The 12,001-nt window shown below is 63.5% G+C and carries 14 protein-coding genes; 10 read left to right on the forward strand and 4 right to left on the reverse strand.

The features are described from left to right. Positions 1 to 2: 2 nt before the first annotated feature. Both BLW56_RS13690 and BLW56_RS13695 read right to left on the reverse strand, forming a co-directional pair. Positions 3 to 218: a YnbE family lipoprotein gene (locus tag BLW56_RS13690; protein WP_256203468.1), complete on the reverse strand. Its 216-nt coding sequence runs from the start codon at positions 216 to 218 to the stop codon at positions 3 to 5. Beyond that, a complete protein-coding gene (locus tag BLW56_RS13695; RefSeq protein WP_093511237.1) occupies positions 215 to 3,382 on the reverse strand; it encodes a YdbH domain-containing protein in 3,168 nt (1,055 codons plus the stop codon). The genes BLW56_RS13690 and BLW56_RS13695 overlap by 4 nt, the downstream gene beginning before the upstream one ends. A gap of 169 nt (positions 3,383 to 3,551) precedes the next feature. On the opposite strand from BLW56_RS13695, the gene radC reads away from it, so the two are divergent. Together radC and rnk are read left to right on the forward strand one after the other, a co-directional pair. After that, the gene (radC, locus tag BLW56_RS13700) at positions 3,552 to 4,229 is read left to right on the forward strand and encodes a RadC family protein (RefSeq protein ID WP_093511238.1); all 678 of its coding nucleotides are present in this window, start codon (positions 3,552 to 3,554) and stop codon (positions 4,227 to 4,229) included. A gap of 208 nt (positions 4,230 to 4,437) precedes the next feature. Continuing rightward, positions 4,438 to 4,842, forward strand: coding sequence for a nucleoside diphosphate kinase regulator (gene rnk, locus BLW56_RS13705; protein ID WP_256203469.1), 405 nt, complete (start codon positions 4,438 to 4,440; stop codon positions 4,840 to 4,842). Positions 4,843 to 4,908: 66 nt separating this feature from the next. Here rnk and BLW56_RS13710 read toward each other — a convergent pair whose 3' ends face one another. Then, the gene (locus BLW56_RS13710; RefSeq protein WP_093511240.1) at positions 4,909 to 5,385 is read right to left on the reverse strand and encodes a calcium-binding protein; all 477 of its coding nucleotides are present in this window, start codon (positions 5,383 to 5,385) and stop codon (positions 4,909 to 4,911) included. Positions 5,386 to 5,412: 27 nt separating this feature from the next. Further along, complete coding sequence (locus tag BLW56_RS20660; RefSeq protein ID WP_177175971.1) at positions 5,413 to 5,703, reverse strand: hypothetical protein; 291 nt, start codon at positions 5,701 to 5,703, stop codon at positions 5,413 to 5,415. Positions 5,704 to 5,902: 199 nt separating this feature from the next. On the opposite strand from BLW56_RS20660, the gene purB reads away from it, so the two are divergent. From purB to accD, 8 genes are all read left to right on the forward strand, one after another. After that, the gene (gene purB / locus BLW56_RS13720) at positions 5,903 to 7,219 is read left to right on the forward strand and encodes an adenylosuccinate lyase (RefSeq protein ID WP_093511241.1); all 1,317 of its coding nucleotides are present in this window, start codon (positions 5,903 to 5,905) and stop codon (positions 7,217 to 7,219) included. A gap of 67 nt (positions 7,220 to 7,286) precedes the next feature. Then, on the forward strand, positions 7,287 to 7,628 hold the full coding sequence (locus BLW56_RS13725) for a lipopolysaccharide assembly protein LapA domain-containing protein (protein ID WP_093511242.1): 342 nt from the start codon (positions 7,287 to 7,289) through the stop codon (positions 7,626 to 7,628). Continuing rightward, entirely contained in the window at positions 7,625 to 8,299 is a 675-nt protein-coding gene (pyrF, locus tag BLW56_RS13730) for an orotidine-5'-phosphate decarboxylase (protein WP_093511243.1), read from the forward strand. The genes BLW56_RS13725 and pyrF overlap by 4 nt, the downstream gene beginning before the upstream one ends. Before the next feature lie 10 nt (positions 8,300 to 8,309). Then, positions 8,310 to 8,939 (forward strand): phosphoribosylanthranilate isomerase, encoded by a 630-nt coding sequence (locus BLW56_RS13735; protein WP_093511244.1) that lies wholly within the window; start codon positions 8,310 to 8,312, stop codon positions 8,937 to 8,939. Further along, entirely contained in the window at positions 8,936 to 10,147 is a 1,212-nt protein-coding gene (gene trpB / locus BLW56_RS13740; RefSeq protein WP_093511245.1) for a tryptophan synthase subunit beta, read from the forward strand. The genes BLW56_RS13735 and trpB overlap by 4 nt, the downstream gene beginning before the upstream one ends. Then, on the forward strand, positions 10,144 to 10,359 hold the full coding sequence (locus tag BLW56_RS13745) for a hypothetical protein (protein WP_093511246.1): 216 nt from the start codon (positions 10,144 to 10,146) through the stop codon (positions 10,357 to 10,359). The genes trpB and BLW56_RS13745 overlap by 4 nt, the downstream gene beginning before the upstream one ends. Then, positions 10,356 to 11,147 carry a tryptophan synthase subunit alpha gene (gene trpA / locus BLW56_RS13750; protein WP_093511247.1) on the forward strand — a complete coding sequence of 264 codons (792 nt, stop codon included), beginning with the start codon at positions 10,356 to 10,358 and terminating at the stop codon, positions 11,145 to 11,147. The genes BLW56_RS13745 and trpA overlap by 4 nt, the downstream gene beginning before the upstream one ends. Beyond that, positions 11,144 to 11,995, forward strand: coding sequence for an acetyl-CoA carboxylase, carboxyltransferase subunit beta (accD, locus tag BLW56_RS13755; RefSeq protein WP_093511248.1), 852 nt, complete (start codon positions 11,144 to 11,146; stop codon positions 11,993 to 11,995). Before trpA ends, accD begins: the two co-directional genes overlap by 4 nt. Positions 11,996 to 12,001: the final 6 nt, after the last annotated feature.

A 12,001-nucleotide genomic window follows, 5' to 3' on the forward strand; every position in this document is an offset into this window, starting at 1 on the left:
CATCAGAATATCTCGCTATTCTGCTCGATGAGCTTCTTGGCGTCGCCATCCAGCCTATACACCACTTCCTGACGGATGTTGATGTTCAGATTGATCTCGATCGGTTTGTCGGGCGTATCGATCTGAACGCAGCCCGCAAGGACCGACGCGCCCATCACTACGGCAACAACCCGGCCATCGATGGCCTGCCTCCTTGCTCCAGTCTTGGTCATCTTCATCGCATGGTCTCGCTTTCTGGAGGCTGAACGGGTGATGGCGCGCCTTTTTCGGCGGCTTCGGCTTCTTCCTGTGCACGCATCAACGCGGGCAAATTTTGTTCGATGAGCAGCGACGGGTCGTAGAAGCCCTTCGCCGATGTGAGCAACTGACGGAATGGTGCGCGAATCTTCACATTGAAGATCAGCGGCAGTTTCGCGACCTGGTTGGTCAGGAAATTACGCGTCGCCCCCTCGCCCTGCCCCACGCCGCCAAAGCGGATATCGGTCACCATTTCGCCGTCGAGATCCCCGTTCAATATGATCGTGAGATCGTCATATTTGAGGCTGCGCAACGCGCCAAAGGCAAAATTGGCGATCGTCCCGAGATTGCGGTTCGACAATTCGCCGACATAGGCGAGCGTCCCGCCGCCTCCGCGCGAATCGATACGGCCATTGACAATGCGCCCGCCGAGCCCGTCGAACTCTACCGGCAGCGTCCCGTCGAACACCCCCGTTGCGTTGATATTTTCGAAGCCGAAGCTTTGCAGGAATACCGCCGCATCAACGCCGACGATATCGAAGGACAGCCGACGCGCATTTTCTGTACCGAAGTCGAGCGTTGTCGGATGCAGGAGCAGCTTGCCGCCGCCGAAGGGCCAGCTGCCGCCCTCAACCCGCACCTGATTGTCGCCGAGCAGTCGATATTCGATCTCACCGTCGAGGACAGGAATGCCGGGATTGATTTCCTTGATCTTGGCAATCTGGCCGGGTGCGGTCCTGAGCCCGATCAGGTCGTCGAAGCTGATCGTCGTCGTCAGCCCGGTGACCGGACCGAACGCCGCCGCCAGACTGGCATCGGCGGTCGCGAAAGTGCCGCGGCTCGTGACACCATCGGCGGTCCATTCTATGCGCCCGTCGCCGACGACCGATCCGCGGACGTTCGCAACGACGCCAAGCGCGAGGCTGGTGAGCTGGTCGGGCTGGAACGCCTCGTTAAAGCGCAGTTCCTTGACGCTCAGGTCCGCCGAACCGCTGCTGTCGGCCAGCCGGTGCCGGATCAGCGTGTCGAGGATCTTCGTTCCCGTCTTCCGTTCGCTGAAGCCCGCTTTCGCTTCGATGACGCCGTTTGCAAAGCGCAGATTCGCATCCTTGCTGACGAGCGGAAAGAAGCGCGGATCGGGCGCGGTGTCGGTGAGCAGCAATCCGCCGTCGAGCGTCAATGCGCCATCGGCAAAGCGCCATTGCCCCGCGATTTCGCTCATGTCGAGCGGCACCGCCCCGATCTTTCCGCTCGCGCCGCGAAGGTCGCCTGCCATTCCCTGAGCAGTCGCACGCCCGTTCAGGTTTTGCGCGCTGAAGCGGGTAACGCTTTCACCCTCCCCAAGCCGAATATCGGCCAGCGCCAGCGCCCAACGCATCGCGGACAAGTCGATATCCGCAGGCCCGCTCTTCAGGCTGAACGGCGAACGGCCGCTCGTCCCGCGCAGCGCGATGCCGGGAATGCGGATATCGCCGCGCACCCCTTCGGGGCCCGCGCTCAGCAGCGGTGCGCCGGGGCGGCTGCACAGGTCGATCGCGCTGCGCCCGAACCGAAATCCGCTGACGTCGATCCGTTCCGCCGCGACGCGGCTGCACCCACCGTCGAAAGCAAGCGCGCCCGTCGGGGCCAGATAACCGTTCAGCGGCACCGTCAACCGCTCGACGCGCCCGCCCGCCAGCGGCCCCGACAGCGTCGCCGCAGTAGCGAAGCGCATCAAACCGCCGGCGCCACCCGAGAACCGAACCGGCGTCAGCGCCAGCCGCGCGCCTTCGGCGCTGTAAGCATCAAGGCTAGCGAGCCCCGTCACCCGCCCCTCAGCACTACGGTCTAGGCGCAACGTTCCCGAGGGCAGGCCGCCGCCCTCGATACTCCAGTTCCCCGTCGCAATCACCGCCGGCTCGTCGGCGCCATAAAGATATCCGATGCGGCTGTCCGCGCTGCCGGCGAAGCGTGCTCCGCTCACGCTCGTCAACTCGGGTGCAATCAGATCAATACGCGCCGTCGGCCCTTCGCCGGCTATCGCGAAACCCGCGCTGGCGCTGGCGTCGGCGAGTACGCGGCTGAACGCCGCCATCGCCTTCGCCGCCAGCGGGCCGACCGGCGTCCCCGCCAGTCCGCGCGCGCTTTCGGCGAGCGAGCGGCGCAAATCGGCGGTGCTGCTTGCACGGGCGAAACTCACTTCCCCATCGAATGTCGGTGCTGCGCTGCCGACGCTACCCCTCGCCTCCAGCTTCACAGCGTCGGCCGTAAAATCGGCCCCGCGCAACCGCGCCATCTCGGCGTCGGCATCAATTTTCGTCAGCAAGGCCGTTCCGTCGAACCGTGCGAGCAATCCCATGCGGTCGGCGGAGAGCGGGCCCGCGACCAATTTCGCGATGCTCGCGTCCACGTTGCCCTTCCAGCTTTGCAGATCTTCCGACAACGACAGGTCGAGCGCAATCTGCGGCGATGCTGCACGCACATTGCCGTCGGCGCACTGCAGAGAGCGCCCGCGCAAAGGACCGACAAGCTGCGGACGGACGCTGCGAACGCGGACCGCGCCATAAAAGCTGATGTCGTCGCCACGGCATCCCGCCCCGGCAATCGTCGGCGCGACCAGTGCCAGCCTGCCGGCGAAATCGTCGCGCAAATTGCCACCCCCATTGAGCGCAGCGCCGATATTGCCCCACGGTGTTTCGACCCGTGCCCGCGCGTCGCGCAGGACGACCGACAGGTCCGGCAAGGCAAAGGGGTCCTTGCTTTCCGGATCGCGAAACTTGTCAAGCGAGCCGAACGACAGACGCCCGTTGACGAAACGCCCGTAAAGCTTGACGCCGTCGGCGTTGATCCCCGAAACATAAGGACCGCGCCAGCCATAGCCGAGCAGCACTTCGATCCGCTTCGCGGTCAGGTCGGGGTGTTTCGGATCGCCGATGACGATGTTCGACAATATCTCGCTACGAAATCCGATGCGGTCGATCCTATAGCGCGCCGGAACGCCGCGGCTGTCGAACTGATCGCGAATGAACTCGTCGGCGATTGGCTCTCGCGCGATCCAGACCCCGGCGATCAGGATTACGACCGCACCGGCGGTCAGCCAGCGCTTCTTGAAGAGAAGCGTCCGATATTTGAACCGCCGCTCCGGAGCCGCTTCCGCGTCAGTCATGGAATGCGGCCAATGACGTCATGGCGGATAAATTTCGTCCTCCTGCCCCAGACCTGTTCAAGGCAGAAACGCCGGAAATCCCGTTTCGATGCAGGAAATTGATCCGGTTCGCCATCTTCCGTTCCCTATGCCCGTTGAGTGCGCGTCACAAGGCGGTTATTGCCGCTTCATGGGGGATACGCCGGATCATGTCGGTCACCGTTCGCGGCTGCGCGCTCGCCTGCTCGACGACGCGGAAGGCCTCGCCGATTACGAGCTGGTCGAATATCTGCTCGCACTCGCAATTCCCCGCCGCGATACCAAGCCACTCGCAAAGACCCTGCTGCGCGAATTCGGTTCGCTGGCGCAGCTGGTCAGTGCCGATCCCGAGTCGTTGCGCCGGGTCGACGGGCTTGGCGACACCGGCATAGCTGCGCTCAAGATCGTTCAGGCAACGGCGCTGCGCCTGCTGAAAGGCGAATTTCGCGACAAGCCCCTTCTCTCCAGCTGGGATGCGCTACTCGACTGGCTGCGCGCCGACATGGGACCGATCGATATCGAACGCGTGCGCGTCCTCTATCTCAATTCGCGCAATATGCTCATCCGCGACGAACTGGCGAGCGAGGGCTCGATCGACCAGTCGGCAATCTATGTCCGCGAGGTGATCAAGCGCGCGCTCGAACTTGGCGCGTCCGCGATCATCCTCGTCCACAACCATCCGAGCGGTAGCCCCGAACCGAGCCGGCAGGATATCGCAATTACTAGGGACATTGCATCTGCGGCGGCAAAGCTCGGTATTGCGCTTCACGATCATATCATCATCGGTGGTTCCGACTATCGCAGCTTTCGGGCGATGGGGCTCATCTAGCCGATTTGACTTCCCCCTTCCGCCACGACATCATCATAGCCATGCAGATTCGGCGCAGCCTTCTTCGTTTCCGCCATCAAGGGGGACAGCTTCTCGCGGGCATCTAGCCCCGGGTTCCGGTGCGACCGCCCCGAGCCCGGGGCACCTTCCGTCAAAAGATATTGCCGCGCGTGGCGAAACGTCACGCGCCAGCCGGAAAGTCCGCGCCATGAACAAGAAAAACGGGGCAGCGATGCCTCATATCCGTATGATCGACAGCGAAGCCGATGCCTTGACCGAACTGACGCTGCAGCAGCAACGCGATTCGGTACGCTTCTATGAATTGCTGCTCGATGAAATCGACCGCGCTGCGATCTGCGATCGCTCTGACATCCCTTCGGATGTCGTCACAATGGGTTCGAGCGTCACCTTCGTCGATGACAAGAATGGTGCCGAACGAACGATACGCCTCGTATATCCTGCCGAAGCGGACATAGCCGCGGGACGGATGTCGATCCTGACCCCTGTCGGCGCAGGATTAATCGGCCTTAGCGTCGGTCAGTCGATCAATTGGCCCGATCGCGGCGGCATCGAGCACCGGCTGACAATCGTTGCGGTCGAACAGCCACAATAATCTGCGTCAAACAGCGATGCAGCCGCCGGATCTCTCCGACGGCTGCACCACTCCGCGGGACGCCGATTAGGCGCCGCGCGACAAGAAACCGGTAAGCTCGGCCTTGTTCACACCGCCCGACTTGTCGCCGTCTGCAGATGCGAATGCCTGACCGATCCAGGTCTTTACCTCGCCCGATTCAACATCGGCGCTCGGGTCGGTCGCGGCACGCAGCTTCTTCATCCACGCGCCGAATTCTGCTTCGTTCAGGTCGCCATTCTTGTCGCCGTCATAGGTAGGAAATTCCTGTTCGACGATCTGTGCGATCTGGGTCGGCGTTGCGGCTGCTCCCGAAGGAGCAGGTTTGCTAGCCGATGCCGGCGGCGTTGAAGCGCCGGGCGCGGGAGCCGTTGCCGGATCAGCCGGCGCGGGCGCCGTCGTCCCCGGACCGGGAGCCGGTTCGGCTGCCGTCGGCGGCGAGGCCGGCTCGGCAGGCGGGGTCGATTGCGCAAGAGCCGGGAAACTGATCGCGGCAGCGCCAATCAAAAGCATCTGTTTCAACATGATCCATCTCCTGTTGTCTGAAAGATATTACTGCGGTTCCGGTTTGGGTTCTTCCTCGGAGTCCGGAGCCGGCTGGTCAGCCGGAGGGGTCGGCTCGGCCGCAGGGGGCGTGTCGCTCGGGGTCGCATCCTCGGACGGGGCCTGATCGGTCGGCGTCGTTCCATCCGTGGGCTGGCTATCCGGCGCGGGGGCCGTGGTATCGGTCGGTGCCGGCTGCGACTGCGTCGTCGGAGCCGGTTCTTCGGCCGGAGCGGTCGTTTGAGCCAAAGCGGGAAAGCTGATTGCCGCCGCGCCGATCAAAAGCACTTGTTTAATCACACTAATTCTCCTCTAGCGGCGACTTCGATGGCCGTTGCGACCCGTCGCCTTATTGATGGGGCATAGGAGCAACCCACCGTCTTTCCGCAAAGTTGCGCGACCTCGGCATTTGGCGAAACGCCCCGTCCCTGCTACGGGGCGGCCCGTCGTGGTTCCGCAGGGATTCCGCGACAAGGCGCCAAAAAAGGAAGGAAAATCAATGGTTCCGCGTTACGCACGGCCGGAAATGACCGCAATCTGGTCGGCCGAGAATCGGTTTCGTATCTGGTTCGAGATCGAAGCGCACGCGACCGACGCCCTTGCCGAACTCGGCACCGTGCCCAAATCCGCCGCCAAGGCGCTCTGGGATTGGTGGGCCACGAACCCCGTCATCGACGTCCCCGCGATCGACGCGATCGAGGCGGTGACCAAGCACGACGTCATCGCCTTCCTGACTTGGGTTGCCGAGAATGTCGGCGACGAAGCGCGCTTCATGCATCAGGGCATGACGTCGAGCGACGTGCTCGACACCTGCCTCGCCGTCCAGCTCGCCCAAGCGGCCGACATATTGCTCGCCGACGTCGATGCCCTGCTCGAAGCGATCAAGCGTCGCGCCTATGAGCATAAACTCACACCGACGATCGGCCGCAGCCACGGCATCCATGCCGAACCCGTCACCTTCGGGCTCAAGCTCGCCGAAGCCTATGCCGAATTCTCGCGCTGCAAACTGCGCCTTCAGGCGGCGCGCGCCGAAATCGCGACCTGCGCCATCTCGGGCGCGGTCGGCACCTTCGCCAATATCGATCCGCGCGTCGAGGCGCATGTCGCGGCCAAGCTCGGCCTCGCGATCGAGCCCGTCTCGACGCAAGTCATCCCGCGCGACCGCCATGCGATGTTCTTCGCCGTGCTCGGCGTCGTCGCCTCGTCGATCGAACGGCTGTCGGTCGAGGTTCGCCATCTCCAGCGCACCGAAGTGCTCGAGGCCGAGGAATATTTCTCGCCGGGCCAAAAGGGTTCGTCGGCAATGCCGCACAAGCGCAACCCGATCCTGACCGAAAATCTCACCGGCCTCGCGCGCGTAGTGCGCAGCGCCGTAACCCCCGCGATGGAGAATGTCGCGCTGTGGCATGAGCGCGACATCAGCCATTCGTCAGTCGAGCGCTTCATCGGCCCCGACGCGACGATCACGCTCGACTTCGCGCTCGGCCGCCTGACCGGCGTCATCGACAAGCTGCTCGTCTATCCCGCGCGGATGCAGAAAAATCTCGACCGTATGGGAGGTCTCGTCCATTCGCAGCGCGTGTTGCTGGCACTGACGCAGGCGGGCGCGAGCCGCGAGGAAAGCTATGTCCTCGTTCAGCGCAACGCGATGAAGGTGTGGGAATCGGACGGACAGCTTTCGCTGCTCGAACTGCTCAAGGGCGATGCCGATGTCACCGCCAAGCTGTCGGCCGACGAACTGACCGCGCTGTTCGATCTTGGCTATCATATGAAGCATGTCGACACGATCTTCAACCGGGTGTTCGGGGCGGCATAGCCCCGGGCTGGAAACCCGGGCCATTCTGTCATAGGGTCGGCGTCAGACCGACAGAGGAGCAAGACGAGTGGGTATCCTGCGAACGATCATCTGGGTCTTGTTGACCGCCATTCTGGTTATCTTTGCGATGGCGAACTGGATTCCGGTGACCGTCACGATCTGGCCGGGTCAGGTGCTCGACACCAAATTGCCCGTGCTGATCTTTGCCGCCTTCCTTATCGGCAGCGTGCCGATGTGGGTCGCGCTGCGCACGACGCGCTGGTCGATGAAACGCCGCCTCGATGCCAGCGAGCGGCAAGCCTCCGACCTGCGCGCGCTCGCCAACCGGCCTGTCGAAGTCACACCCGCCGCGCCGGTCAACGACATTCCCCCCGCCCCCACCGATCTCTTCGCCACGGACAAACCATGACCTCACCGCTTTATCTCGCCATCGACACCACGCACCTCGACGCCGCGCTGACGCTGGCGCAGAAGGTGCGGCGCCATGTCGGCGGGCTGAAGCTCGGTCTCGAATTTTTTTGCGCCAACGGGCATCATGGCGTGCATGAAATGGCAAAGCTCGGCTTGCCAATCTTCCTCGACCTCAAACTCCACGACATTCCCAACACCGTCGCGAAGGCCATTCAAGCGCTTCGCACGCTCGAGCCGGCGGTGCTGACGGTCCACGCCGCAGGCGGCCGCGCGATGCTCGAAGAGGCGAAGGCGGCAGCCGGTCTGAATACGAAAGTTGTCGCGGTGACCGTGCTCACCAGCCTCGACGCGCCCGACCTCGAAGACATTGGCGTCGGCGGAACGCCGCATGATCAGGTCGTGCGCCTGACCACGCTGGCGCGCGAAGCCGGGCTTGATGGCATCGTCTGCTCGGGGCAGGAAGTGAAAGCGGCGCGCAAGGCTTGGCCGGGCGGCTTCTTCGTCGTCCCCGGCGTCCGTCCGGCAAACGGCAAAGCGGGCGATCAGAAACGGATCGTCACGCCCGCGCAGGCGATGAGCGACGGCGCCTCGATCCTTGTCGTCGGCCGCCCGATCAGCCAATCGGCCGACCCCGATCTCGCCGCGCGCGAGATCGAAGCCACACTTTGACGAGGTTTTCATGCCCCCCTTGGTGAAGATTTGCGGGCTCACGACGCCCCAAGCCGTCGATGACGCCATCCGGCTGGGCGCAACGCACATCGGTCTTGTCCACTATGAGCCGAGCCAGCGCCACGTCGACCTCAAGACCGCGGCGGAACTGCGCAAGCGCGCCGGGTCGCGGGCGAAGGTTGCGCTATTGCTTGTCAACGCCTCGCAAAAGCTGACCGGCGACGCGCTGGGCATGGTGCGCCCCGACATAATCCAGTTTCACGGTAATGAGACACCCGAATGGCTCGCCGTAGTAAAACGCCTTGTGCCTGCCGAAATCTGGAAGGCCGTCGGCCTTAAGGACGCAGGAACGCTTGAGCGCATGCAGAAATATCACGGCATCGCCGACCGCATCCTGTTCGATGCGCCCGCCGCTGCCTTGCCCGGCGGGACGGGCACGCGCTTCGACTGGTCGCTGCTCAAAAATCATCGCCACACGATGGATTGGGGCATCGCAGGCGGGCTCACCCCGGACAATGTTGCCGAAGCAATCGCTGCAACCGGCGCGCCGCTCGTCGACGTTTCGTCGGGGGTTGAGAGCGCTCCGGGCGTCAAGGATGTGGACAAGATCGCTGCTTTCCTTAAAGCCGCCGGTCGATGACCCAGCTTCCCAACAGTCTTCGCACCGGCCCCGACGAACGAGGCCATTTCGGCCAGTTCGGCGGCCGCTATGTCGCCGAAACGCTGATGCCGTTGATCCTCGACCTCGAGCGTCACTATCGCGCGGCGCAAGCCGACCCGGCGTTCAAGTCCGAATTCGACTATCTGCTCAAACATTATGTCGGCCGCCCCAGCCCGCTCTGGTTCGCCGAGCGACTGACCGCGCATCTCGGCGGCGCCAAGATTTACTTGAAGCGCGAAGACCTCAATCACACCGGCGCGCACAAGATCAACAATTGCATTGGCCAGATCCTGCTCGCCAAACGCATGGGCAAGACGAAGATCATCGCCGAAACCGGCGCCGGCCAGCATGGTGTTGCGACCGCGACCGTGGCTGCGCTCTTCGGTCTGCCCTGCACCATCTTCATGGGCGCAGTCGACGTCGCGCGGCAGCAGCCGAATGTGTTCCGCATGAAGCTGCTCGGCGCGGAAGTCGTTGCGGTGGAGAGCGGCGCAAAGACGCTGAAGGACGCGATGAACGAGGCGCTACGCCATTGGGTCGCGAATGTTCACGACACTTTCTACATCATCGGTACCGTAGCGGGGCCACACCCCTATCCTGAGTTGGTCCGCGATTTCCAGTCGGTGATTGGCGACGAAGCGAAGGCGCAAATTCTCGAAGCCGAAGGCCGCCTTCCCGATATGCTGATCGCTCCCGTCGGTGGAGGATCGAACGCCATCGGCCTGTTCCATCCCTTCCTCGACGACGCCGATGTCGAGATCGTCGGGGTCGAAGCTGCGGGCGAAGGTCTGGACGGCAAGCACGCCGCCAGTCTCGCGGGCGGACGCCCCGGCATCCTCCACGGCAACAAGACCTATCTGCTGCAGGACGAGGACGGCCAGATTACCGAGGCGCACAGCATCTCGGCAGGCCTCGACTATCCGGGCATCGGCCCGGAGCATAGCTGGCTCCACGAAATCAGCCGCGTCCGCTACGAACCCGTCACCGACGCCGAAGCGCTGGCGAGCTTCCAGAAGCTGACCAAGCTCGAAGGCATCATTCCCGCGCTCGAAAGTGCGCACGCGATCGCCGCCGCCGAACGGATTGCGCCGACATTGGGCAAGGACAAGATCATCATCGTCAATTGCTCGGGCCGGGGGGACAAGGACATTTTCACTGTCGCGGATGCGCTGGGGGTTGCGCTATGAATTGGAAACAGTTTGCGCAGTTATTTGCGATCACACTTCCTTTGACAGTCATTATAACGGTCATCTTGCGCGTGTTGCTGCAATGGTCCGGAGATTTTTCACAGTGGCAAGCCACGCTCACCCCAAGCAACGTCCTACTGTCCGTCGTGATTGCGGCGATAATTGCCCGTTCGATCGTGCGTCATAAGGCACTTTACGGTGAAGACCAATGACCCGCTTCGCCGCCGCCTTCGCCAAGCCGCATCCCGCTCTCGTTGCCTTCATCACCGGCGGTGACGGCGATACCGCCGCGAACCTCGACGCGCTCGTTGCAGGCGGCGCCGATGTGATCGAGCTTGGCATGCCCTTCACCGACCCGATGGCGGACGGCCCCGCAATCCAGGCGGCGAACCTGCGCAGTCTCGGCAAGGGTACGACGACCGCAGACCTGTTCGCAATCGCCGCCGCCTTTCGCCAGCGCCATCCGGACACCCCGCTAGTCCTCATGGGCTATGCCAACCCGATGACGATCCGCGGCGCCGACTGGTTCGCCGCCGGATGCGCAAAAGCCGGAGTAGACGGCGTCATCTGCGTCGACATCCCGTCCGAAGAAGATGCCGAACTCGGCCCGGCGCTCCGCGCCGTCGGCGTCGACCTGATCCGCCTCGCGACGCCTACGACCGATGCCGCACGGCTACCCGATGTGCTAAACGGCGCGGGCGGCTTCCTCTATTATGTCTCGGTCGCCGGGATCACCGGCCAGCAACAGGCCGCGCAGGCGAGCATCGACGAAGCCGTCGCGCGCCTCAAGGCCGCGACCGACCTTCCCGTCGCGGTGGGCTTCGGCGTTCGCACCCCAGAACAGGCGGCTGCAATCGCGCGCGTTGCCGACGGCGTTGTCGTCGGATCGGCGTTCATCGACATCATTGCCGAACATGGCAACGCTGCGGCGTCGCATGTCGAGGCTTTCACCCGCACCCTCACCGATGCTATCCACGGCGCAAAGGAGATCGCCGCATGAGCTGGCTCGACCGCGTTCGCAACGCGCTGCCCTTCGGGGCGAAACGCGATACCGCCGACAATCTCTGGCACAAATGCCGCCAGTGCCAGCAGATGGTGTTCGTCAAGGAATGGGAAGACAATCTGAACGTCTGCCCGCGCTGCGACCATCATGATCGCATCGGCGCGAAGGAGCGTTTCGCGCAGCTTTTCGACGGCGGCATCCACGAGATGATCGCTGCGCCGCCAGCCCCCGAAGATCCGCTGAAATTCCGCGATACCAAGAAATATGTCGACCGCATTAAGGCCGCGCGTGCACAGACCGGCGACCGCGATGCCTATCAGAATGCGTTTGGCCGTATCTCGGGCCAAGGCGCAGTCATTGGCGTGCAGGATTTCGCCTTCATGGGCGGATCGATGGGGGTCGCGGTGGGCGAGGCCTTTGTCGCCGGGGTCGAGCAGGCCATCAAGCGCGGCGTTCCTTATATCGCGATCACTGCGGCGGGCGGTGCCCGGATGCAGGAAGGCACGCTATCGCTGATGCAGATGCCGCGCGCCACGGTGGCGCTCGCGCGCCTGCGCCGCGCTGGCTTGCCCTATATCGTTCTGCTTACTGATCCGACCACTGGCGGCGTCACCGCCAGCTATGCGATGCTCGGCGATATCCAGATCAGCGAACCCAAGGCGCTGATCGGCTTCGCGGGCCAGCGCGTGATCGAGAACACGATCCGCGAAAAGCTGCCCGAAGGGTTCCAGCGCGCCGAATATCTGCTCGATCACGGCATGGTCGACATGGTCGTGCACCGCAAGGAACTGCCCGAAACGCTCGGCCGCCTGATTGGCTATCTGGCGCCCGAAAAGGCGGCCTGAGCCGAA

The organism is Sphingopyxis sp. YR583, from assembly GCF_900108295.1.
In the GTDB taxonomy this organism is placed as follows: Bacteria; Pseudomonadota; Alphaproteobacteria; order Sphingomonadales; family Sphingomonadaceae; genus Sphingopyxis.